The following is a 22,592-nucleotide window of genomic DNA, read 5'->3' on the forward strand; positions in this document are numbered from 1 at the left end:
GGAGAACGATCATGGTCACGAGTTTGCCGGCGCTTCGTTGCACGGCCCTGGTGCTGGCGATGTCGGCTTTCGCGCTCGCGGGATTTGCGTACGCGGACGATCCGCCGCAGCCGCGATCGGAGACGACGGCGCCGGCCGGACAGAAGGGCGGGCGCGGCAGCACCGCGCAGAACGCGACGCAGGCTTCGCCGTCAGCCACCGAGCCGCACCGTCTTCCCTCGGATTCGACCACGAAGCAGACGCTCGATCTGCCCGGCCGCACCCTCAACTTCGCCGCGACCGCCGGCTCGATCCGCGTGTTCGATGGCAAGGGCGAGCCGCTGGCCGATATCGCCTACACCTCCTATGAGCTCGACGGTGCCGATCGCGCGACGCGCCCGGTGACGTTCCTGTTCAATGGCGGACCCGGCGCATCTTCGGCCTGGCTCCAGTTCGGGGCGGCTGGTCCGTGGCGGCTGCCGCTCGATGGCGAGGCCCTGTCGCCGTCGGCCTCGCCCGAGGTGAAGCCGAACGCGGAGACCTGGCTCGACTTCACCGATCTCGTCTTCATCGACCCTGTTAGCACCGGCTACAGCCGCTTCATTGCAAGCGGTGAGGACGCGCGAAAATCCTTCTACTCCGTCGACGGCGACGCCAACTCCATCGCGCTGATGATCCGCCGCTGGCTCGAGAAACACGATCGGCTGACCTCGCCGAAATACGTCGCAGGCGAAAGCTATGGTGGCATTCGCGGGCCGAAAGTGGTGCGCCAGTTGCAGCTCCAGCATGGCGTCGGCGTCAGGGGATTGATCCTGGTGTCGCCGCTGCTCGATTTCCGCGAGTTCACCGGCACGAGCCTCCTGCAATATGTCGCGACGCTGCCGAGCTACGTGGCGGTGGCGCGTGAAGCCAAAGGCCCGGTCAAGCGCGCCGATCTCGCAGACGTCGAGGCCTACGCGCGCGGCGAATTTCTGGCCGATCTCGTCAAGGGTGTGGCCGACAAGGAGGCCACCAATCGCTTGGCCGACAAGGTCTCCGAACTCACGGGCATCGACCAGGCGGTGAGCCACAGGCTGGCCGGCCGGTTCGACGTCGGTGAATTCCGCCGCGAGTTCGACCGCAAGAGCGGCAAGGTGACGGGCCGCTACGATGCCTCCGTGCGCGGCTTCGATCCCTATCCGGACTCGGGCAGCTCGCGCTTCGGCGATCCCTCAGGCGATGCGCTCCAGGCGCCGCTGACGAGTGCTGCGGTCGATGTCCTCACACGCAAGCTCAACTGGCGGCCGGACGGCTCCTATGAAGTCCTGAACGGCACCGTGGAGGGCAATTGGGATTTCGGCCGTGGCATCAACCCGCCGCAATCGGTGTCGGATTTACGCCAGATCCTCGCCACCGATGCGAAGCTCAACGTGCTGGTCGCGCACGGCCTGTTCGATCTCGCCACGCCCTATTTCGGATCGAAGCGGGTGCTCGACCAGCTGCCGGCCTTCGCGACACAGCGCGTGAAATTCGTCGTCTATCCTGGCGGCCACATGTTCTATTCGCGCGACGGCTCGCGGCAGGCGTTGCGAAGCGAGGTCGAGGCATTGATCAGGGAGTAGGCCGGCGCCTGCGGGGCGGATAGCGACGCGCAATCTCGCGCGCCACAACGCTCGCCGGCTTCACATTGGCGCCCGCAATCCAGACGTCGCTGACCTTGCCGCGTGCGTCGCGGACGCGGCGCACCGGCTCGCCATGGCTTGAATGGCCGGCGGCCCAGGCGAGCTTGCCGGTGTCGCGGCCGGTCACCTCGATCTCTCCGGCATCCATGAACGGATTGTTGAACTGCGGGTTGGCGATGAGCACCCGGTCGCCCATCGGCACGAGATCCGTCGCGCCCCACATCGTCCACCAGCGGCCGGTCCAGTCGCGTACACGCCGGTCGGGTGCGCCGCGGGTCTTGAACGTGCGCAGGATCTGCATCGCGCCGTCCATCCAGAACGGCGCTGCGCCGTCGATGGAGTTGCTGATGATGCTGATCGCGAGCTCGCAGGCGGGAATGGCGCAGGTCCGCGAGATGTAACCCTGAAAGTGGCCGCCATGGCCAAACCAGTCCCAGCCGTCGAGCTTGCCGGCGCCGATACCCAGGCCGTAATAGGCCTCGAAACTCTGCGGGATGCGCCAATGATGTCGAGTCATCTCGCGGCGGCTGGCGACCGACAGCAGGCTCTTTTTCGCATTGGGCGCGAGCTGCGCGAAGAAGCGGGCGGTGTCGGCGGCGGTGGCAGTGAAGCCCGTCGCGGACGCCATCGCGTTCGTGGGATTGACGCCGGGGATGACGCAACGCTCGCCCAGCGGCACTCTTCGCGTGTGGCCGCGCGCGAACGATGCGCCCTTCGGAAGCGGCGCGTCCGGCTCGGTTTCGCGCAGGCCTGCAACCTCGATGATCTCGCGTTTGATCCAGACGGAGTAGGGCTCCTTCGTCACGGCTTCGACCACAAGACCGAGCAGGCCAAAGCCGTGGTTGGAATATTTGAAGCGCGTGCCGGGCTCGATCGCGGTCGGCAGCGTCAGCTCCGCGAGCAATTCCTTGGCGCTCAGATACGGACGACGATCGATGAACTGGCCGGAATCGGCGCCGTCGCGCGTCAGCCCGGCGCTGTGCGAGAGCAGCTGCGCGATGGTCGTGTCGGCGACGCGCGGATGCAGGCCGCTGACATATTGGCCGACCGTGTCGTCGAGCCGGAGCTTGCGCTGCTCGCGCAGCTTCATGATGCCGGCGGAGGTAAAGCTCTTCGAGTGCGAGGCAATGCGGCAGCGGTGGCGCGGCGTGAGTTTCTCGCCGGTGTCGAGATTGGCGAGGCCGAAGGCGTGCTCGGCAACGATCTCGCCGCGATAGGCAAAGGCGACGATGACGCCGGGCTGCTGGATTGTGGTCTGCTGGAATTCGATCCAGGAACTGATGTAGTCGATCGCGGATCGCAGCCACTTGTCCATTGCGCACCAATTTGCGTGGGAAAGATTTGGTGCGGGAAGCTAGCCGAGAAAGCGGAACGGGCACAACCCCAAGGTTGTGCCCGTTCGTTTCGTTCGAAGATGCGCGGTCTTCAGTAGACGAGCGTCGCGCCAGTCGGCTTGTCGAGCGCGGCCGCAAGCGAGCGGTACTCGGAGCTGTCGGTGCCGGCGAGCGAGGCGATCTTGTTCAGGTGATACTGCGCCTGCTCGCGGTTGCCCTGCTCGAGCTGCCAGAGGCCGTAATACTGCCAGGTGCGGACGTGGTTCGGATCGTCCTTGAGCGCCAGCTCGTAATAGACCTTCGATGACTGGTAGTCGCCGAGCTTGCGATAGGAATAGCCGATCAGATTGGCGACGTCGGCGACGTCGTCGCGCTTGAGCGATTTCAGCTGGCCGATCGCGCCGTTGTAGTCGTGGCTGTCGTAGATCGTGGTGTAGGCGGTGCGATAGGCCGCGAGGAATTTCGGATCGCTGACGGAGGAGCTCTTCTTCTTGCCCTTCTTGGACGAGGAGTCCGATTTGGGTGGCGAGGACGGCTCGTCGCTGCCCGCGGCGTAGGCGCTGGACAACACCGGCGCGACCGCCAGCGTCATGGCGACAAGTCCCGGCACAACAAGCATTGAGAGTTTGCGCATCTAAGTTCTCCCGTATGGAACGTGGCGATCCTACACGATTGCCTGAAGACCGGAACACCCGCCGGGCAAAAACATTCCCGGCTGCCCCGCCGATTCGCCCTGCCGCAGATGACAAACTTGTCATCCAGATGAACGGAAGCCTGCAGCCGGCTTCAGACTGGGTTCAGTGCGCCCCGCCTAGGCTCCCAGCTACGATCGAAGGGTCGGCGAGAGGGCGCCGTCTCAAGATCCTTCCAAGAGGAGACAAACCATGTTGAAGACCATTTCCGCAGCCTTGCTTGCAGCCTCCGTGATCGCAGCCCCGGCCTTCGCCGCCGAGACCGCCAAGACCACCACGCCCGCGCCGGTGATCAAGGCGGACCAGAGCCAGACCAAGGCGTCGACCACCGCCGCGAAACCGGATGCCAGCGTCAAGCCTTCGGATGCCAAGGCTTCCGATACCAAGGCTTCCGATACCAAGGCTTCCGTTGCAAAGGCCGCCGACGTCAAGGCGGACGCCAAGCTCGACACCAAGTCGAAGGCGATGAATGCGAACGCTGCGGTCACGCCCGACGAGCACAAGGCCGTGCGCACGCATCGCCATCACCACAAGCATCTGTCAGCCAAGAAGTCGCTGAAGACGCAGCCCGATGTCACCAAGCCGGTGACGATCGAGAAGCGCAGCCAACTCTGATCCCGCGCGGCGGCATCCCTGGCATTGCCCCGCTGCCGCGTGCGGACTTCAGGCCCGCCCCGCCGTTCCGGCGTCTTGCGCGAAAGCGAAAGGCACCGGCGGCGGGACGGTGCGTTGCGCAAGCGAATTCCCTTCGTGCAACCTTGGGGCTAGAACGTCTCCCTGACTTGAGCGAGCGGAGAGCGTGACTGTGGGGCGATTGGCGAGATGTGCGATGGTTCTGGTATTGCCGTTGGCGCTCGCGGCATGTTTCGGCAGTGACGGTGACCGTCCCTCTCTGATGGAGGGAAGCCAGGCCGGAGGGCCGCAGTCGTTTCCCGACAATTTTCGCAGTGATACGCTGGCGCTGATGCGCGCCTATCTCAACAATCCCGTCGGCGTGCGCGAGGCCAGCATGGCCGAGCCGATGCTGCGCGAGATCGGCGGACGGCAGTTCTATGTCGCCTGCCTGCACTTCACCCCACGCGAGAGCGACGGCAGCTACAAGGCCATGCGCGAACGGGCCGCCGTCTTCGTCAACGGGCGGGGCGACCGCATCGTCGACCGCGCCGGCGAGCTCTGCACCGGCGCGGTTTACGCACCCTTTCCGGAACTGGAAAAGATGACGCGGTAGCGCAAAGCCCGCCTTCATCGGCCGGTGCTAGAACAGGGGCCGCCGGAGCCGCTGGATCACATTTTGGCGAGCTTTGAACGGGGCTCGTTGACCTCGCGACAAATCGTTACGGCCTGCCTTGTGCAGACGACGAAAAACAGTCGGTGCGAGCAGGCGTGACGGAACAAAATCGCGTTGTTGCCACCCCGTCACAGTTACGAACGATCAACGTTCCGGCATCGCCGCGAAGCAACCTAATTCACGCCACGTTGTTTCCTGAGTGTCGAATTTGAAAGAACGGGGATGATCATGAAGACGATTTTGCTGGGCGCTGCAGCCGCTCTGCTGGCGCTGGCCGCGCCGGCCGCAGCGGCCGACATGCAGCCGCGGACCTACACCAAGGCACCGGCCTATACGCCGCCGCAGGTGATCTACAACTGGACCGGTTTCTACATCGGCGGTCATGTCGGCGGCGCGTTCGCCGGTGACAGCAGCTTCCAGTCGAGCGACGCCCGCTTCCTCGGCGGCGTGCAGGGCGGCTTCGACTACCAGTTCGCGCCCAATTGGGTGGTGGGTATCGAGGCCCAGTATTCCTGGCTGCCGACCAACAACAACGGTGTCACGTTCCCGCTGGGGACGCAGGTGACGTCCAACACCGACCAGCTCGGCTCGGTGACCGGCCGCATCGGCTACACCTGGGGACCGGCGCTGGTCTATGCCAAGGGTGGTTATGCCTGGCGCAACGGCGGTCTTGGCGTCAACGTCGCCGGCGTGCCGCAGGCCTTCACCGCCACCGGCAACAACAAGGACGGCTACACCGTCGGCGCCGGCCTCGAATACATGTTCGCACCGAACTGGTCGGCGAAGGCCGAGTACCAGTATTACAACTTTGGCAGCACGACGATCACCTCCGGTCCGGCCGACGTCGTCGGCGTCCGTGGCCGGGAGGACGAGCATACCGTCAAGGTCGGCGTGAACTATCGCTTCGGCTGGGGCGGTCCGGCAGCCTCGCGCTACTGACCAGCCAGCGGCGATCCCAGATCTGACAAAGGCCGGCTTCACGCCGGCCTTTCGTTTGCCGGCCTGTCGCTTGTCCACCCTTGTTTGCTTTGCGTGAACCATCTGGCGCGTCATTTGCAAGCAAACAGTCCGGCGCGCGCCTTCTCACGCGTGTCATGGGGCTGGCGTAAAGCAAAAATAATTTTTGCGACTTACGGAACTCACGCTCCGGAAGGCGTTATATGAGAATTACCGGGCTGGTGGGACGACGGACATGCGTATCTTGGTGTCGGCTGGTGTGCTCTCGTGCTTCATTTCCTTGCCGTGCGCTGCACAGACAATCCTCAAGTCCGAGCCTCTGATGCTGGCCCCCTATGAGGTGGCCTTCGTCAAGGACGCCTCCTGTCCGTCCGGCAAGGTGCTGAAGGTAACAGGCGCAATCCGCGGCCTGCATCGCCGCAAGGCCTGCGTGGCGCTGGCGGGCGAGCAGGCCTCGCTGGCGACCGCGACACCCTGAAATCCCCTCCGGCTTCCGGGCCGGACCTCAAGAATTCAGCTGAAGCTCTAATCTGGACTGCCGCTCGGCCTCGGCCTTGTTCCTGGCGGGGTCCTCGCCCTGGGCGGCCCGACAGGGCTTGATCTCGTAGTCATTGTCGAGCACCCGGCGCGGCCCGGCACGCTCGTCATCGGCGCTGACATCCACGACCAGGCCGCTCCGCTGCGCCAATTTCCAGACGTCGGACTCATCAGGATAGGCTTTGCTGATCTGGGCGTCGTTACAGAACAGGGCGTAGGGCATTCTTTCCGCTCCGGGAAAGCGCGTTAACGACTCTCCCTGGCGAGGGGTTCCGGTCGATAGGGCGATCACGGGACCGTGATCAGACCGTCGGGCCCTGAGTCCTTAACGAGTCCTGAATCCGCAAAAAAAGAATCCCTGGGACTCATCGGCCGGAATCAGCGGATGTTTTCGGCCATGACGAGCGACCTGAAAACCTCCTGCGGGCACATGCTTCTGCCGCTGACGCTGGCGTTGTTCGGCGCCTGCGCAGCCAATCTCTGGCTGGTCTGGTCCTGGCTGTAAGCCCACTGCCGAACCGGCGCCTGCCTTACTTGTCGGCCGGCGGATGGGAGGAGGGGTCGCGGATGGCGGCGCGGAGTTTTGTCAGGGTGGCCGCGCAATATTCCTCGCGTTCACGCTCGAACCGTTCCTGATGCTTTCGGAAGTTGGCAATCCGGGCCTGCATTTCGGTCCGGAACTCGCCCCCCGTGCGCGGCGGCGTGACCAGGACGGGCCGAACCTCCGGGGCGGGCGGAGATACCGCCGGCGGCGTCTCGGTTGGGACCGCAATGGCCTGGACGGTCACGATCTCCGCAGTCATCGCGAATGCAGCAGGAGGGGGCTCCGGCGGATGGAGGTCATCCTTCTTGCCGGTTACCGATTGGACGAAGGCCAGTGTCTGCGCGATCAGTGCGTCGCGCTCCCTGATCCACTTCATGGGCCACCTTTGTTGCAGCCATTCCACCAAAGCTCGAGGGACGAATCAAGAAGGTATCCTGCAAGGGATTGCATATTTTTCCCGGGCGCCCGACAGTGGGCGGATGGATGCCGGAAAAGAACAGTCGGACGAAGCTGAGGGCTTGAGGCTCGTTCGCGCGTTCCTGAAGCTGCCGCCCGACAAGCGGGCGGAGGTGATCGCGTTCGTCGAGGAACTGGCGCGTGCCCATGTCCAGCCTGGCGAGGGCGAAGGCGCCTCCCCGACCTGAGCGCTATCGCTCGCGCGGTTTGACGTTGGGCACGAATGGCGCTCCGACCACCCGGACCGCCGCCGGGACTTCGGCACCGACTGACCTGCTGTCGGCGACCTGCCTCTCCGGCGCCTGTCCGAAGACGGGCTCGAACAGCGCGAGCGTGCCGGCCACGACGATGCAGCAAAGCATCACCGCCCCGAGCAGAAACATGTTTCGATTTTCTTCTCTGATCCGCATGGGCCGAGAACGACCGACGCTGGCCAATGGTTCCGGTCGGGTGTGCGGGGCGCGGTGCCGATGAAGGAGGCTGAAGCTTACGCGACGCTTACGACGGAGCGGCGGAAAGTTATTTTTCCGTAAGATTACTCGGACCATTTGGTATTAATTTTTAACGTCCGCCGGTTCCAATGGCGCGGCTGGGGCAGCTTCGGTCGCTGGGACCGGAAAATCATTGGACGGCTGAGATGAGCTTTTTGAACAACTTGAAGATCGTGTGGAAGGTCGCGCTGATTGTGGCCGTGATGGGCTGCGCGATGGTCGCCGTGGCCGGCTTCGGCACGCGCGAGCTGTCTGCGACTGTCGACGGCTTCGGCGAGCTCGATGCTGCACAATCGGCGGCGCTCAATATCACACGGGCCCAGCGCCGCATCGAGACCTATCATGCCGCTCTCTACGCCGTGTTCACCGAAGCCACCGAAGCGGGCAACGCCAATCGCCTCAAGACCGCAAACCAGAACCGCAATGAGATCGCCCAATACCTCGATGCAGCGGAAAAGGATGATCCTTCCCGTACGGCCGAGATCAAGAGTATCAGCGGCCAGTTGAAGGCGGTCTTCGGCGGCTGCGATCCGGTGCTTCAGGCCGGCGCCCAGGCGAGCAGCCCGGACGAGAACGCAAAGGCGGCAGAGCGCGCCCACAAGGAGTGCGACCCGTTGATCGACGCATCGTTGGATCGCGTCGCCAAATTCACGGCGGAGGTCTCGAAAGCTGTTGCAGCTCGCAAGGAAGCCATCAACCGCGACGCCAAATCCGCGACCTGGACCGTGATGGGCGTCAGCGCCGGCGGCCTGCTGCTGGGCATCGCCATCGCGCTGTTCATTGGCCTCAAGGCGATGTCGCAGCCGATTGCACGGCTCAAGCTCGCGATGGAAGGCCTTGCCAGCAACGATCTCAAGATCGAGGTACCTGAGAAGGACCGCCGCGACGAGATCGGCGACATGGCCAGAACCGTCGAGATATTCAAGACCAACGGCCTCGAGGTCGAGCGCCTCAAGGCGGCACAGGCCGAAACGGAGAAGCAGGCGGCCGAGCAGCGCAAGCGCGACATGATCAACCTTGCCGACGGCTTCGAGCGCGCGGTCGGCGAGATCATCGAAACCGTCGGGTCCGCCTCCACCGAGCTCGAGGCATCGTCCTCGACGCTGGCCACCACCGCGCATCGCGCGCAGGAGCTGACCTCGGTCGTCGTGATGGCGTCGGGCGAAGCCTCCGGCAACGTGCAGTCGGTCGCGACCGCTACGGAAGAGTTGTCCTCGTCGGTCAACGAGATCAGCCGCCAGGTGCAGGAATCGGCGCGGATGGCCGGTGAAGCCGTTACCCAGGCCCGCACCACGACCGAGCGCGTCAGCGAGCTGTCGGTTGCGGCCACGCGCATCGGCGACGTCGTCGAGCTGATCAACACCATTGCCGGGCAGACCAATCTCCTGGCGCTGAATGCCACGATCGAAGCCGCACGCGCCGGCGAAGCCGGCCGCGGCTTTGCGGTCGTTGCCTCCGAGGTGAAGACGCTGGCCGAGCAGACCGCCAAGGCGACCGGTGAGATCAGCCAGCAGATTTCCGGCATTCAGACCGCGACCCAGGAATCCGTCAACGCGATCCGCGATATTTCCGCGACGATCGAACGGCTCTCGGAGGTGTCGTCGACCATTGCCGCCGCCGTCGAGGAGCAGGGCGCCGCGACCCAGGAGATCTCGCGCAACGTGCAGCAGGCCGCTCACGGCACCCAGCAGGTCTCCTCGAACATCACCGACGTGCAGCGCGGCGCGGCCGAGACCGGCTCGGCCTCCTCGCAGGTGCTCTCGACCGCCAAGATGCTGGCGACCGACAGCAACCGGCTGAAGGACGAAGTCGGAAAATTCCTGCGCACGGTGCGCGCCGCCTGAGCCTGCGCGGCGGCTGACGTCCGCCGCGTCGATGGCGGTTACACGCCAGCAGAAATCCTATTGCGATCGCGAGCAGCACGGCCGTCATGATGACGGCCGTAGCCGCATCTGCGACCATACTGGCCGTGGTGGTGGAGCGCATGGGACCTGATGCTTCCTCATGTTGAACTTCGGTCCAATCTGTGGTCAGTAGCCGTCCCCGCGGCGGCTTGTGCCCGCGTTGACTCCCGAAGGCCGATCCATGAGCGAAGATGTCAGCGACGGCTGGGCCGCGTCCGCAGCCGCCTGGATCGCCGAGCAGGGTGAGGACGGCGACTACGGCCGCCGCTTCGTCCTGGACGCGCCGATGCGTGCACGGATCGAAGGGCGCGGCTTCCGCAACGCGCTGGATGTCGGCTGCGGCGAGGGGCGCTTCTGCCGCATCATGCAGCGCGCGGGCATCCGCACCACGGGCATCGATCCAACCGCAGCTCTGCTCGCGCGTGCCAGGGAATTGGATCCGAACGGCGACTATCGGCTCGGCCGCGCCGAAACGATGGAGGCGGATGCCTCCTATGACCTCGTCATCAGCTATCTCAGCCTGATCGACATGCCCGATCTCGCTGGGGCTATAGCGAAGATGGTGGCGGCGCTGCGGCCGGGCGGTACGCTGCTGATCGCCAACTTGACCAGTTTCAACACCGCCGGTCCGCCTGACGGCTGGACGCGTGACAGCGATGGCGCCTTGCGCTTCATTATCGATCATTACATGGACGAGCGGCCGACCTGGGTGGCTTGGCGCGGCATCCGAATTCAGAACTGGCACCGTCCGCTCAGCACCTACATGACGCTGCTGCTCGATCACGGACTCCAGTTGCGCCTGTTTGTCGAGCCGCAGCCCACAGGCGGCGATTCCGACAGGAATGAACGTCACCGCCGCGTGCCTTTCTTCCACATCATGGAGTGGCAGAAGCCGGCCTGACGGAGGCGGTCAGACGGCGAGCTTCGCCTGGAAGAACCGCGTGACGCGATCGATCGCATCCGGCGTCGCCGGGTCGGTATCGGAGAAGTCAAAGCCGTGGGCCTTGCCTGGATATGGCACGAACTCGGCTTCGGCGCCGGCGGCCTTGCCGAGGTCAACGAGCTCTCGTCCTTCAGCGATCGGCACGTTGCGGTCCTCCTCGCCATGCAGCACGATCAGCGGCGGCAGGTGCTTGACCTTGGCGACCATGGCCTCGGGCATGCCGCCATAGAGCACGGCGAGCGCGGCGATGCGCGTGTCGCGCGCGGCGGCGTCGGCCGCGATGTAGCCGCCCAGCGAGAAGCCGAGCAGGCCGATATGCCCCGAACTCTCGGGTCGACCCTGGATCGCCGTCACGGTGCTGGAGACCGTGTCGGCCCAACCGTCGAACCGCGTCGTGTAATAGGCGTCGCGGCTCTCATGTGTGCTGGACTTCGACGTCAGCGCAGCCGTATCGGCGGGCGTCATGTAGCGGAGAAGATAGGCGTCGATGCCGCTGGCCGTCAGCGCCTCGACATATCGCTCATAGGCACGCGGCCTGAGCTCGATGCCGCGCGATCCGTGCAGCGCGATCACGGCGGGGCGCTTCCCGGCCGCTGTCGCCGCGTAGCGCGACACCGGCAGGCTGTCATGGCCGGAGGTGACGCTGAACTCCTCGCCCCGCGCGGCGCGCACGGTCGCGGGCGCCAGCAGTGCGGCAATGGCAGTCAACGCCGTTCGTCGGGTGATCATCGGTGCGCTCGCAAGGGAGATTTTTGGAGATAGAGCGCCGCTGTATGGTAAGGTTGCGACAGAATTTTGACTCGCGTCCTGCTCCATGATCACCAATCGTCCTCCCGTGCTCGCCCATGAGCGGTTCGTGGCCGACCGCCACAATTTCGCGGGCCTCGATCTTGCCGCGCGGTTCGAGCACATCGAGCGGACGAACCTGTGGGGCGCGGCCACCTCGGTGTCGGGCCTCGGCTCGGAGGATTCCGCCACCGCCGCGATCCGGGACGCGCTTCCTGCACTGCTGCACCGGCTCGGCGCGCGCGCGCTGCTCGATGCGCCCTGCGGCGATGCGGGCTGGATCAGTCGCATCGAGCTCGACATCGACTATACCGGCCTCGATATCGTGCCGTCGTTGATCGCGGCCAACAGCGAGCGCGCGGCCCGCGGCGAACTCGCCGGCCGCTTCCGCGTTGCCGACATCACGCGCGATGCGCTGCCGAACGCGGATGTCATTCTCTGCCGGGACTGTCTGGTGCATCTGAGTTTCCACAATATCGCCCGCGCCGTCGCGAACTTTCGCGCCAGCGGCGCGCGCTTCCTGCTGGTGACGACATTTCCTGAATCGGACGGCAATTGCGATTGCGAGGACGGCGACTGGCGCGCGTTGAACATGGAACAAGCGCCGTTCAACTGGCCGGTGCCGCGCGCGCTGATCAATGAGCGTTGCGAGGAGGGCGGCGGCGCTTGGCGCGACAAGAGCCTCGGGCTGTGGCGGCTGGATGAATTGCCGCAATCGGAATGTTCGGCGCGTTTGCCGGTGCGCTAATCCTGACGCTGCTGCCGTTGTGGTGGTCGCAGCTTGAGACACCAGGTTGAGGGGTTCATCACCCTTTCAATCATGCAACCTCGCGGGCCGTCGTGGGGCGCTCCTCGCGTTGGAGTTTTTGTACGTTCGCGCGGCCCGCGGCAAACAGGTCGTCGAAGCGATGCGATGCTGCGATGGCCTGTTTGTTGACGGGCGCGAACGCGTAAGCGGCCGCGAAAGACAATATGACGACCAGGAGGTCGATGCCGATGCGCCACGACAGACTCTCCGTGTGACGCGTCAGAGGCTCCCCGATCAACACGATCACGGGGCCGTGGATCAGGTAGAGCGGGAATGATATCTCGCCGAGATGCGCGGAGAGGGGAGTGGAAAGCCACTCGCGCACCGGACGCAGACAGATGCATCCCAAGGTGAATGGGCTCGCGCCAAGCAGGATCACTGCCGACATCTCGGTTGCGATGAACGGTTGAGCAACCCCGATTCCGATCAGTGCGGCGGCAGCGACGACTGGACACTTCTCGATCCAGCCGCGATTGAAGCAATCGGCGATGGCGGCGCCGACCGGGAACAGTGACAGCAATTGGATGCGGTAGTTTGGCGCAAACAGAACGATGCCAAGCGCTATCAGGACAAGGGCGGGAAGACGCCACGTTGCGCGGCCGAGCACCAGGACGAGCGCCAGCACGAAGAAAGAACCGATGAGTTCCGGTCCCATCGTCCAGAGCGGTCCGATATAGGTATGCTCCGGAGTGTAGGCAAAGAAGACGTCCCACAGAGCAAACCGGAGCAGGTGCTCGATTGTCGGGTCGAAGTCGAGGGTAGATTGAAAATCCCGCAATCGATCGGCGGCCGGAGACACGGCGCCGATGACCATTGCCAGATGCATGACCAGGCAGGCAGACAGGATGGGAATGACGAGGCGGACGTAACGGCCTCTCAGGATCCTGAGCCAGCCGTGAAGGTCTCCCTTGTCGAGATACCGTACGGTGAGCGAGAATCCGGAAGCGATGAAGAAAACCATGACCGCAAGCGGCCCGTTGAACGGCAAATAGCTGTTAAGCATTTTGAAGCCGGCGGCGGGCGGCAGACTGCCCCAGAAGGTGTGGTAGAGCAGAACAACGACCGCGCCCCAGCCGCGCAGTCCATCCAGGAACCTCAGTCGCATGAATTTGCCGTGGGTTGTTTCTTGGTTTCAACTCCTACCTCAGATTGCCGTCATCTGCAAATTTTAAGGATCGTTCCATCCAACCGATCATTGTCTTCATGCCATGGTGGTTCCCAACGGGATTTTCCTGCGGCCCAGCTCGCCACGCGATCTACAATTGAGCAAACTTCCGCGTAGCTCAGGCATAGACCTCCGAGAAGGAGAGCCTTTCGATGATCGATGCCAGATGCAGTTGTGGCGCAGTCGCGCTGTCGCTTCCGGGTCCAACCAATCTGGTCGCGGCCTGTCATTGCATCGACTGCCAGCGGCGAACCGGGGCGCCGTTCGGTGTCGGTGCGTTCTATCCGGTCGAAGTCGTCACGATCTCCGGCGCGCCAAGGGAATACGTGCGTGCCGCCGAAGGCGGGGGCAAGGTCCGCTTCTATTTCTGCTCCGACTGCGGCTCGACGGTCTATTGGAAAGCCGACAATCTGCCGGCGATGCTCGGCGTGGCCGTCGGCGCCATCGCGGATCCGAATTTCCCGGCGCCGATCAGATCCGTCTTCGAGCAGTCGAAACATGCCTGGGTGGTGATCGACGGCGCCGGCGTCGAGCATCTTCAGCATGGCAGCGCGCGGAAGCGTACAAGCTGAGGGACAGGCGTCGAGCGCTGGTGCCGGCTGAGGGGATTGAACCCCCGACCTTCGGTTTACAAAACCGCTGCTCTACCGCTGAGCTAAGCCGGCGACGCTGGGAAGCGGCAGGGCCGGCATGCGCCGGGGCTGTCCGCCCGCGCCGCAATATCAGACTTGGGCGGAAAGTGCCAGAACTCGAAGGCGGGGTTTTGCCGGCATGAAACAGGCGGCCCAATGGGCCGCCTGCAACCATTCAACCCGGTAGAAGGCCTTACTGGCAGATGTGCTGACGGCCGTCTTCGCCCTTGACCCAGGTACCGGGCCGACAAACGATGCCGTTACGGGCCGCATAGGTATCCCAATTGCCGTACCAGCCCATTTCGCCGTATCGGCCATCGTAGCCGCCGGAATTGTCATAGGCATAGGAATTGTCCCAGCCGCGGAACGGTGCAGACGCAACGGCTGCCGCGGTACCGACGGCGGCACCAGCGACTGCGCCCGCGGTGTCTACCGGCCAGAAGCCAGACTGATTTCGGTCATTCGGGTTCACCTGTCGGGCCACGTGCCGGCGCCGATAGGCGCGATCGGTCGCGGGATTGCCGGGGCCGAGATTCTGGCAATTGGGATCCTGGAAGAGCCCCGTGCAGCGGCCGGAATTGTCGGCCGTGGCTTGCGCGAAGGCCGGTGTTGCCAGCGTGGACGCGACGATTGCGGCCAGGCCAAGAAGCTTCAGGCTCGTCATGGCATTTTCTCCATGTTGTTGAGACCTGTGCTAAGTGCGACATCGCGCGGTCGTTCCGCGGATTCTCGCCTGCGGGGTCACATCGACGTGAGCCCGCCCAGGATGTGCAGTTTGTGCCACGCAACCTTGCGCGCTCCGGCACTCACGCCGGATTTGCGTCGCGTTAACGCTTCGCTAGCGCGCCTCACGGCATTTGAGCCGCTGTCGATCCTTGCGCGTTAGCCTTACCTGAATTTGGTCAGCAGGCCTTAACCCTCTCTGCGTCGTGATCGGATAGGTTGTCGCCGGATAACCGGGATCCCCTCATGCGCGTTGTGGCGCTCGCTGCTCTCTTGATCGGACTGCCTGCGACGGCGTTTGCCGGCGGCGGCTTCGATATCGTCGTGCCTGGCCGCCCGGGCGTGCCCATCATCATCAACAATATCGACGCGTCCTATAGCGTCGTCGAGGGGGTCTGGGGCCTCGGAAAGAACAACCAGGTGCAGCCGACCATCTATGGCGGACGCTACATCGCCGAGCGGCAGCCCGAGGACGTCGGCCACTACTATCCGACGCTGGGCTTGCGGCCGGGCTATGGCCGGCTCGAGGTCGAACCGCCCGCGAACCGCAAATTGCCGAAGCCTGCCGAGAGCTATCACCAGAGCTGGGGCGCGCAATCGGCGCCGCTGCCGCCGCAGATGGACGTGCCGACCGATCCGCCGCCGGTGATCTTCGCGCCTGACATCAATGATCGTCCGCGGCGTCCTCGGCCGCGGCCGCATGCAGAAATGCCCGTCAAACCGCCGGGTTAAGAAACGTCAAAATCCAACAAACGGAAATCAACAGGAGAGAGTAATGCGTCAGATGATTTCGGGACTGGTCGCGGCAGCTGCCGTGATGTTCGTCGGGGCCGCGCCGGCCGCGGCCTGCGGCTTCAATCCGTGCCAGCCGGTTGCACCGGTCTATTCCGGCTGCAACACCGGCTGTGGCGGCTACGGTTATGGCGCCTATGAGCGTCTCGCCGAGCCGACCACGCAGTACTACTACGTCAACCAGGGCCCGACCTATACCGGCCCGGGCGCCTTCGCGCCGCATCCGACCTACCGTGAGGACGCGGTCGTTGCCCCCGCCAATTATGGCTACGGCTATGGCTATCGCGCCGCCGCTGTGGAAGCGCCGGCTGCCTATCCCTATCGCCGCCCGTACTACCGTCCGTATCGCTATGGCTACGGCCCGCGCACCGGCTATCTGCCGCGCGCGCATTACGGCTATGGTCCGCGCTACGGCTACGCTCACCGCTACGCGCCCGCGCCGTATTACGGCGGCCGTCGCGTGCTGCGCCGTTACTACTGATCGCCTGATCGGTTGAGTTCTGCGAAGCGCCCGTCCGCACCAAGCGGACGGGCGCTTTGTTTTGCTAGGAGTCTCATTCTGACGCGTTTTCTTTACGCGAACCGGTATCCACTTCGCTCGAAAACGCTTTACCGCTTCATCAGCCCGAGACGGCTCGCGCCGACATAGAGCGAGAGCACGGCGGCGTTCGAGACGTTGAGGCTCTTGATCTCGCCGGGCATGTCGAGCCGCGCCACGACGCTGCAGGTCTCGCGTGTCAATTGCCTGAGGCCCTTGCCTTCGGCCCCGAGCACCAGCGCGAGCGGCTCGCGCAGCGTGACGTCTGAAAGATCCTCGCTGCCTTCGCTGTCGAGGCCAACGGTCTGGAAGCCGAGCTCGTTCAGCGTGGTCAGCGCGCGGGCGAGGTTTTGCACGGTCACCATGGGCACCAGCTCGAGCGCACCGGAAGCGGCCTTGGCCAGCACGCCGGTGGCTTCCGGACTGTGGCGCGCGGTGGTGATGATCGCCTTCACCGCGAACGCTGCCGCCGAGCGCAGGATCGCGCCGACATTGTGCGGATCGGTGATCTGGTCGAGCACCAGCACCATGCCGTCCTGCTCCAGATCCTCGATATCAGGCGAGGGCAGGGGATCGGCCTCCGCGAGCAGGCCCTGATGCACGGCGTCGGGCGACAGCAGCCGGTCGATCTCCTGGGGCCGGACGATCTCGGGGGTTATGCGGGTTTCGATGTTCTCGTCCGCCAGGCGCCTTGCGGCATTCTCGGTCAGCGTCAGCTTGCGGATCTGGCGCTGAGGGTTGGCGAGCGCCATGGTGACGGTGTGCCAGCCATAGAGGATGACCGGCCCGTCGGGTGCCGAATCGCGGTCACGCCAGGCCGGCCGGCCGGCCGATTTTCCGGGCCTGTTGAAGGGCTTAGCCCCGCCACGGGGCCCCCTCGGAGCGAATTTTTTATCCTTCATGGGCTCGCTTGTGTCACGGGTTCCGGAATATGGCAATTTGGGTGGCGTCGGGGGCGATTTTAGCTGTTCGCCGCGGTTGACTTTGCCCCACCGCATCGCCCATAACCGCGCCCGGTCGCGCCCCCATCCGGGCTGTCGCGGCCTTCACGTTCCATGGCCGTCTTCGGTCGCCGGCAAGGTCCGGCCCGATTGTGCTGCCGTTGAGCGGGGGAGTGTCCCGAGTGGCAAAGGGAGCTGACTGTAAATCAGCCGCCTCATGGCTTCGCAGGTTCGAGTCCTGCCTCCCCCACCAACCTCACGCGCGCGCGATGCGGCGTGTTATCGTTGGCGTTAAGCAGCTTGCTTCTCCGAGATCTTGGCGATCGCGCCCCTTAGCACGCTGACGTCGGCCCCGGGCTGCGTGCCGTGCTCGGCCAGGTGTCGCCGGAAAGCTCGCGCGCCGGGCACGCTGAAGAATGCGCCGACGAAATGACGGGTGATGGCATGCAACCGCATGCCCCGTGCCAGCTGTTGCTCGATATAGGGCATCATCGCTTCGAACGCGTCCTGCATGGTCGCGTGCGGCGCAGCTTCGCCGAAGACGTCCTGATCAACCGAGAGGAGGCGCCACGGCTCCTGATACGCAGCGCGGCCGAGCATCACCCCATCGACGTGTTCGAGATGTGCTTTGGCCTCATCGACGCTCAGGATGCCGCCGTTGATGATGACAGGCAGATCTGGCATCGCGCGCTTGAGACGATAGACGCGATCATAGTCGAGCGGTGGGATGTCGCGGTTCTCTTTCGGTGACAGGCCGTTGAGCCAGGCTTTTCGGGCGTGGACGATCAGCGCATCGCAGCCGGCGGCGACCACCGCGCGCGCAAGCTTATCGAGTGCGACTTCAGGATCCTGATCGTCGATGCCGATGCGGCACTTCACCGTGACGGGCACGGCGACCGCGCCTTTCATTGCCGCGACGCATCTCGCCACCAGCTCCGGCTCCGCCATCAGACAGGCGCCGAAACGCCCATCCTTCACGCGATCCGACGGACAGCCGACATTGAGATTGATCTCGTCATAGCCAAATGCTTCGCCGATCCGCGCCGATTCAGCCAGATCGCGCGGATCCGAACCGCCAAGCTGAAGCGCCACCGGATGCTCGCTCGCGTCGAACCCGAGTAACCGCTCGCGGTCGCCATGGATCACGGCCCCGGTGGTCAGCATCTCCGTATAGAGCAGCGCCCGCCGGGTCAGATGGCGATGGAACACGCGGCAATGCCGGTCGGTCCAGTCCATCATGGGGGCCACGGAAAAACGATAGTATTGCGACGTCACAGTTTATACGATCTCACATCGAGATTTGACATGGTGCGGAGACTATCGGTCAATCTCCGCAGATTTTGCGGATCATAGCGAAAGCCGCCCTATGTATCTACACCAGCAGCCAAATTGGCCGAAATTCTACTGGGATTCCGCAGCCATTGCACGGAGGCTGTGACAGGCGCACTGCCGCTGGCATCGCTTGTGCCGCATAAGTTCGCGGCAGAATGCTGATCGACACCGCCGCTGCGATGAATGGCTTGCCCGCATCAACTTCATCGCAGATGCGAGGGAACAGTGAAGTAGATCACCATCAATCGTCAAATACCGTTGCTACAAGCACTCATTTCCATTGGGAGGTTCAACGATGAAGATTCCTCGCGGCTCTCTCGGACTGGTCTTGTGCGTGATTTGCGGCACTGTGCCCGGCCTTGCCCAGGCACAGGCCCAGGCCCAGACACCGGCGCCGGCCCAGGCGCCTGCGGCGGCAAGCCCACCGCCGCCACCGACGCCGGTCCCCTTCGAGGCTGCACTGCTGAAGGCGGCCAACGATCTTTTCTCCAAGGCCAATCTCAACGGCGCACCTGACAAGGTCACGCTGGTGATCGATCCCTTGATCGACGGCGTCACCGGTGCGCAGTCCAATGCGACCCATCTGGAAGAGAAGCGCATCACCGATCTCGTGAAGAGCACCTATCCGCGCTTCCAGGTCGCGCGCTTCTCCTCCGAGAGCGTCGCCAAGAGCCCGGTGGTGCTGATCGGCACCTTCACCGCGGTCAACAATGCCGGCGTCGCGGGCGGGGCGAAGGATGCCTACCGCATCTGTCTTGCGCTCGCCGACATGAAGACCAAGACCATCATCTCCAAGGGCGTGGCGCGCGCACTGCCCGAAGGCATCGACCCGACGCCGGCGGCGTTCTTCAACGACAGCCCGGTCTTCGCCAAGGATGCATCGACCGACAGCTACATCAAGACATGCCAGGGCACCAAGGTCGGCGACAATGTCGATCAGGCCTATGCCGACCGTATCGTCGTGGCCTCACTGGTCAATGACGGCATCGAGGCCTACGATTCACGTCGCTACCGCGATGCGCTCGAAGTGTATCAGAGCGCCCTGAAGACACCGGGCGGCCAGCAACTGCGCGTGTACAACGGCATCTATCTGGCCAACGCCAAGCTGCATCGCACCCGCGCCGCGATGGATGCTTTCGGCAAGGTGGTGGACTACGGGCTGTCGAGCGACAAGCTGGCGGTGAAGTTCCTGTTCAAGCCGGGCTCGACCCTGTTCATCAACGATCGCAGCCTGCGCGCGCCCTATGATGCCTGGCTCGAGAAGATCGCGGAGCGGACCGCGGCGAGGCAGGGATGTCTCGAAGTGGTCGGCCATACCAGCGCCACCGGCCTGCCGGCGGTGAACGATCGCCTGTCGGCGCTGCGGGCCGACTACATCAAGGACCGGCTCGAGGACAACGAGAAGTCGCTGCGCAACCGGCTCACTGCGAGTGGCAAGGGCTCGCGCGAGATGATCGTGGGCACCGGCAGGGACGATGCCAGCGATGCGCTCGATCGGCGCGTCGAGTTCAAGGTCGCGCCTTGCGGCGGCGCGCCCGGAGGCCGGTCGACCTGATCTGAAACGTCAGACAGCTGATCCCGGCTCCACGATGTGGGGCCGGGATTTTTCGTTCCAGCAGCAGCTTGCTTCAACGCGCCAGCGTGCGCGCGACCCGGAAGCCGATGTCGTCGTGATGTGCGTCGGGACCGGCCTTGGCGCGGACTGCCGGCCGCAGCGAGGATGCGGCGGAAAACCAGTCGCCGCCGCGCACCGCGCGTGACGCGCAGTCCGCTTGCGAACGCGCCGCGCTGTCCGAGCTCGCGCCGCGATAGTCATCGGCAAAGCAGTCGGCCGTCCATTCCCAGACATTGCCGATCAGATCGGAGAGGCCGAAGGCGTTGGCCTTGAGCGAGCCGACCGGCGCGGTGAAGGGATAGCCGTCGCTACACGCCATGTATGGCGCATCCTGCGGCAGGCCCGCATTTCTGGCCGCCTGGTCGGCGCCGTTGACGTAGCGGCAGAGATCGGCGGGATTGTCGGTGAAGGCATAAGGCAGGGTGGTGCCGGCGCGCGCGGCATATTCGAACTCGGCCTCCGACAGGAGGCGGTAGGGCTTGCCCGTTGTCTTCGACAGCCAGTCGACATAAGCCTGCGCGTCGTTCCAACTGACGCAGACGGCCGGATGGCTGCCGTCCTGCGCATAGCCCGGCGTCAGATAGGAGCGGTTCTCGCGCTCCGTCGGGACATTCTGTTCGAACGTGAAGCAGCGGTTGCCGGCCCTGTAGCCCGAGGCGGTCACGAAGGCGGCGAACTGATCGCGCGTCACCTCGAAGTGGCCGAGCGCGATCGGCTCCTTGAGCACGACCCTGTGCTGCGGCGCTTCATTGGCAGCCGCAAGTCCGCTGCCGATCTCGCCGGCAGGCGAACCCATCATGAATTCGCCCGCGGGAATGACCACCATCTCGGGACAGTTCTGGCACTCCCTGAAACTCTGCTTCGGCTTCAGGCTGCATTCTTCCGGCAGCGACAGCGCCTTCGGCGCGTCGAGCGACAAAGAGGCAGCCTGCGGCTCCGTTCCCGCACAGCCGCCCTGCACGCGCGGCTGGGCCCTGCCGACGTCGGGAGCGGGCCTGACATCGTGGGGCAATATCGCGGCCAATTGCTGGCCGGGGGCCGGCTGCGCCGCTTTTACCCGCTCGGCTTCCGCAGCCTTGGCCGCTGCGGCCGCCTTCGTGATCCTGGCATCTTCAGCCGCCTTCGCAGCTCTGGCTGCTTCAGCCGCTTTTGCGGCCCTGGCTTCCTCAGCCGCTTTCGCAACCCTGGCCTCTTCCGCCGCCTTCGCGGCTCTGGCTTCATCAGCTGCCTTTGCGGCCTTGGCCTCTTCGGCCGCTTTGGCAAGCCTTGCCGCGTCGGCGGCCTTCGCGACCCTGGCGTCTTCAGCAGCCTTCGCGGCTCTGGCTTCTTCGGCTGCCCTCTTCGAAGCCGCAATTCGTGCATCCTCTGCCACCTTGGCGTCGTCGATGGCCTTCTTCTCCGCCGCAAGGCGGGCCTGCTCAGCATCCCTGGCGGCGATCAGCTTGTCGCGCTGGGCGCGGGCGAGGTCGCTGTAGAAGCCAGTCGGATATTTGGCGATGAAGGATTCCCAGGCTGCAACGACGTTGATCTGCGAGGTGAGCTGGTAATCGTCGCGCGCCGCGAGCGCCGGATCCACCTTGGGGGCAGGCGGCAGCGGCACCAGGGCAACGTCATCGCCGCCCAGCGAGCCGTAGATGAACGGCTCCTGCTTGTAGTTCGTCACCTTCAAAACGTCGTCGCGCACGAAGCCGAAGGATTTGCGGACATCGAGGCCGGGAACCGGCAGATGCTTGACCAGCGCTGTGGTGAAGGGGCTGTTCTTGGTGTCGCCGTCGTCGGCGGTCGAGCCGGCCTTGGCCGCGAAGGCGACCAGCGTATTCGGACTGGTCGGCTCGACCATCACCAGCCCGCGCTGGAGCGAGCGCGAGGCGACCGGGCGCCTCATCCGCTTGGCGAACGGATTGTCGCGGCAGGCATCGAGGATGACCATCCGCAGCCGCTTCGCCGGCTCGACGACGGCCAGCAGCCGATCCAGCGGGATCGCTTCGTCGAAGGCATCGATGTCGCGTTCGAGGACGGCATCGATGGGGACGAGGTAGTTGCTGCCCTCTATTTCGAGACCGTGGCCGGCGTAGTAGATGATAGCGAGATCGGCATCGCGCACCGCATCGGCAAATTCGCGCAGCGCGCGGCGCATCTCGAGGGCCTTGAGGTCGAGCTTGAGCGTCACCGCTTCGAAGCCCGCCTTCTTGAACATCTCCGCCATCGCGGCGGCGTCGTTGGCAGGATTTGGCAATTGCGGAACCCGCTCATAGGCGGAGTTGCCGATCACCAGCGCAATCCGCCGGTCAGCCAAAGCGGGTTCGCTGAGCAGGCAGATCGCACAGAGCATCAAGACGATGGCCGAGACGACACGCATCATGCTTCCAGCATAATCGCAAATTACGGCATAAAACACCGTATCGCATCATGCTCTGTGATCTCGCTCACAGTCAGCGCGAGAATCCGCCGCCCTCGGATGATGGCGGCGATGA

At 64.5% G+C, this 22,592-nt stretch carries 24 protein-coding genes and 2 tRNA genes; 14 read left to right on the top strand and 12 right to left on the bottom strand.

Annotation, left to right across the window (positions count from 1 at the left end):
* The first annotated feature begins 11 nt into the window (after positions 1–11).
* Positions 12–1,580, top strand: coding sequence for a S10 family peptidase (locus AC1RR3_RS12465; protein ID WP_492822812.1), 1,569 nt, complete (start codon positions 12–14; stop codon positions 1,578–1,580).
* Here AC1RR3_RS12465 and AC1RR3_RS12470 read toward each other — a convergent pair.
* Positions 1,570–2,955 carry a serine hydrolase domain-containing protein gene (locus tag AC1RR3_RS12470; protein ID WP_492822814.1) on the bottom strand — a complete coding sequence of 462 codons (1,386 nt, stop codon included), beginning with the start codon at positions 2,953–2,955 and terminating at the stop codon, positions 1,570–1,572. The genes AC1RR3_RS12465 and AC1RR3_RS12470 overlap by 11 nt on opposite strands.
* Positions 2,956–3,065: 110 nt before the next feature.
* Positions 3,066–3,608, bottom strand: a complete 543-nt coding sequence (locus tag AC1RR3_RS12475) for a tetratricopeptide repeat protein (protein ID WP_492822816.1) — start codon at positions 3,606–3,608, stop codon at positions 3,066–3,068.
* Between the two features lie 250 nt (positions 3,609–3,858).
* Here AC1RR3_RS12475 and AC1RR3_RS12480 point away from each other — a divergent pair, with 250 nt between their 5' ends.
* From AC1RR3_RS12480 to AC1RR3_RS12495, 4 genes are all read left to right on the top strand, one after another.
* Positions 3,859–4,281 carry a His-rich protein BRANT gene (locus AC1RR3_RS12480; RefSeq protein WP_492822818.1) on the top strand — a complete coding sequence of 141 codons (423 nt, stop codon included), beginning with the start codon at positions 3,859–3,861 and terminating at the stop codon, positions 4,279–4,281.
* Positions 4,282–4,495: 214 nt separating this feature from the next.
* The gene (locus AC1RR3_RS12485; RefSeq protein ID WP_492822820.1) at positions 4,496–4,894 is read left to right on the top strand and encodes a hypothetical protein; all 399 of its coding nucleotides are present in this window, start codon (positions 4,496–4,498) and stop codon (positions 4,892–4,894) included.
* 288 nt (positions 4,895–5,182) lie between these two features.
* On the top strand, positions 5,183–5,893 hold the full coding sequence (locus AC1RR3_RS12490; RefSeq protein ID WP_492822822.1) for an outer membrane protein: 711 nt from the start codon (positions 5,183–5,185) through the stop codon (positions 5,891–5,893).
* 253 nt (positions 5,894–6,146) lie between these two features.
* A complete protein-coding gene (locus tag AC1RR3_RS12495; protein ID WP_129267991.1) occupies positions 6,147–6,389 on the top strand; it encodes a DUF6719 family protein in 243 nt (80 codons plus the stop codon).
* Positions 6,390–6,416: 27 nt separating this feature from the next.
* Here the strand turns inward: AC1RR3_RS12495 and AC1RR3_RS12500 are convergent, their stop codons facing one another.
* Positions 6,417–6,671 carry a hypothetical protein gene (locus tag AC1RR3_RS12500; protein ID WP_492822824.1) on the bottom strand — a complete coding sequence of 85 codons (255 nt, stop codon included), beginning with the start codon at positions 6,669–6,671 and terminating at the stop codon, positions 6,417–6,419.
* A 307-nt stretch (positions 6,672–6,978) separates the two neighbouring features.
* Positions 6,979–7,368, bottom strand: coding sequence for a hypothetical protein (locus tag AC1RR3_RS12505; RefSeq protein WP_492823157.1), 390 nt, complete (start codon positions 7,366–7,368; stop codon positions 6,979–6,981).
* Between the two features lie 142 nt (positions 7,369–7,510).
* Here AC1RR3_RS12505 and AC1RR3_RS12510 point away from each other — a divergent pair, with 142 nt between their 5' ends.
* The gene (locus AC1RR3_RS12510; protein WP_492822826.1) at positions 7,511–7,636 is read left to right on the top strand and encodes a hypothetical protein; all 126 of its coding nucleotides are present in this window, start codon (positions 7,511–7,513) and stop codon (positions 7,634–7,636) included.
* Positions 7,637–7,639: 3 nt separating this feature from the next.
* Here AC1RR3_RS12510 and AC1RR3_RS12515 read toward each other — a convergent pair whose 3' ends face one another.
* A complete protein-coding gene (locus tag AC1RR3_RS12515; RefSeq protein WP_492822828.1) occupies positions 7,640–7,831 on the bottom strand; it encodes a hypothetical protein in 192 nt (63 codons plus the stop codon).
* 254 nt (positions 7,832–8,085) lie between these two features.
* Between AC1RR3_RS12515 and AC1RR3_RS12520 the strand changes: the two genes are divergently transcribed.
* Both AC1RR3_RS12520 and AC1RR3_RS12525 read left to right on the top strand, forming a co-directional pair.
* The gene (locus AC1RR3_RS12520) at positions 8,086–9,783 is read left to right on the top strand and encodes a methyl-accepting chemotaxis protein (RefSeq protein ID WP_492822830.1); all 1,698 of its coding nucleotides are present in this window, start codon (positions 8,086–8,088) and stop codon (positions 9,781–9,783) included.
* A gap of 241 nt (positions 9,784–10,024) precedes the next feature.
* Positions 10,025–10,744 carry a class I SAM-dependent methyltransferase gene (locus tag AC1RR3_RS12525; protein ID WP_492822832.1) on the top strand — a complete coding sequence of 240 codons (720 nt, stop codon included), beginning with the start codon at positions 10,025–10,027 and terminating at the stop codon, positions 10,742–10,744.
* 9 nt (positions 10,745–10,753) lie between these two features.
* Here the strand turns inward: AC1RR3_RS12525 and AC1RR3_RS12530 are convergent, their stop codons facing one another.
* On the bottom strand, positions 10,754–11,515 hold the full coding sequence (locus tag AC1RR3_RS12530; protein ID WP_492822834.1) for a dienelactone hydrolase family protein: 762 nt from the start codon (positions 11,513–11,515) through the stop codon (positions 10,754–10,756).
* 85 nt (positions 11,516–11,600) lie between these two features.
* Between AC1RR3_RS12530 and AC1RR3_RS12535 the strand changes: the two genes are divergently transcribed.
* Positions 11,601–12,320 carry a class I SAM-dependent methyltransferase gene (locus AC1RR3_RS12535; RefSeq protein ID WP_492822836.1) on the top strand — a complete coding sequence of 240 codons (720 nt, stop codon included), beginning with the start codon at positions 11,601–11,603 and terminating at the stop codon, positions 12,318–12,320.
* Positions 12,321–12,390: 70 nt separating this feature from the next.
* Here the strand turns inward: AC1RR3_RS12535 and AC1RR3_RS12540 are convergent, their stop codons facing one another.
* Positions 12,391–13,485 carry an acyltransferase family protein gene (locus AC1RR3_RS12540; protein ID WP_492822838.1) on the bottom strand — a complete coding sequence of 365 codons (1,095 nt, stop codon included), beginning with the start codon at positions 13,483–13,485 and terminating at the stop codon, positions 12,391–12,393.
* A gap of 212 nt (positions 13,486–13,697) precedes the next feature.
* Between AC1RR3_RS12540 and AC1RR3_RS12545 the strand changes: the two genes are divergently transcribed.
* Entirely contained in the window at positions 13,698–14,117 is a 420-nt protein-coding gene (locus tag AC1RR3_RS12545) for a GFA family protein (RefSeq protein WP_492822840.1), read from the top strand.
* 18 nt (positions 14,118–14,135) lie between these two features.
* Here the strand turns inward: AC1RR3_RS12545 and AC1RR3_RS12550 are convergent.
* Both AC1RR3_RS12550 and AC1RR3_RS12555 read right to left on the bottom strand, forming a co-directional pair.
* A tRNA-Thr gene (locus tag AC1RR3_RS12550) sits at positions 14,136–14,210 on the bottom strand.
* A 160-nt stretch (positions 14,211–14,370) separates the two neighbouring features.
* A complete protein-coding gene (locus tag AC1RR3_RS12555) occupies positions 14,371–14,841 on the bottom strand; it encodes a hypothetical protein (protein WP_492822842.1) in 471 nt (156 codons plus the stop codon).
* A 305-nt stretch (positions 14,842–15,146) separates the two neighbouring features.
* Between AC1RR3_RS12555 and AC1RR3_RS12560 the strand changes: the two genes are divergently transcribed.
* Positions 15,147–15,632: a hypothetical protein gene (locus AC1RR3_RS12560; protein ID WP_492822844.1), complete on the top strand. Its 486-nt coding sequence runs from the start codon at positions 15,147–15,149 to the stop codon at positions 15,630–15,632.
* A 43-nt stretch (positions 15,633–15,675) separates the two neighbouring features.
* A complete protein-coding gene (locus AC1RR3_RS12565; RefSeq protein ID WP_492822846.1) occupies positions 15,676–16,173 on the top strand; it encodes a hypothetical protein in 498 nt (165 codons plus the stop codon).
* 128 nt (positions 16,174–16,301) lie between these two features.
* Here AC1RR3_RS12565 and rlmB read toward each other — a convergent pair whose 3' ends face one another.
* The gene (rlmB, locus tag AC1RR3_RS12570; protein WP_492822848.1) at positions 16,302–17,132 is read right to left on the bottom strand and encodes a 23S rRNA (guanosine(2251)-2'-O)-methyltransferase RlmB; all 831 of its coding nucleotides are present in this window, start codon (positions 17,130–17,132) and stop codon (positions 16,302–16,304) included.
* A gap of 206 nt (positions 17,133–17,338) precedes the next feature.
* Between rlmB and AC1RR3_RS12575 the strand changes: the two genes are divergently transcribed.
* Positions 17,339–17,424, top strand: a tRNA-Tyr gene (locus AC1RR3_RS12575).
* Positions 17,425–17,462: 38 nt separating this feature from the next.
* On the opposite strand, the gene dusA is transcribed toward AC1RR3_RS12575, so the two are convergent.
* On the bottom strand, positions 17,463–18,446 hold the full coding sequence (gene dusA, locus AC1RR3_RS12580) for a tRNA dihydrouridine(20/20a) synthase DusA (protein WP_492822850.1): 984 nt from the start codon (positions 18,444–18,446) through the stop codon (positions 17,463–17,465).
* 352 nt (positions 18,447–18,798) lie between these two features.
* Between dusA and AC1RR3_RS12585 the strand changes: the two genes are divergently transcribed.
* Positions 18,799–20,058, top strand: coding sequence for an OmpA family protein (locus AC1RR3_RS12585; RefSeq protein ID WP_492822852.1), 1,260 nt, complete (start codon positions 18,799–18,801; stop codon positions 20,056–20,058).
* Positions 20,059–20,131: 73 nt separating this feature from the next.
* On the opposite strand, the gene AC1RR3_RS12590 is transcribed toward AC1RR3_RS12585, so the two are convergent.
* Entirely contained in the window at positions 20,132–22,477 is a 2,346-nt protein-coding gene (locus AC1RR3_RS12590) for an SUMF1/EgtB/PvdO family nonheme iron enzyme (protein WP_492822854.1), read from the bottom strand.
* Between the last annotated feature and the right edge of the window lie 115 nt (positions 22,478–22,592).

Source organism: Bradyrhizobium sp. GW821-FHT13H05, assembly GCF_058804065.1.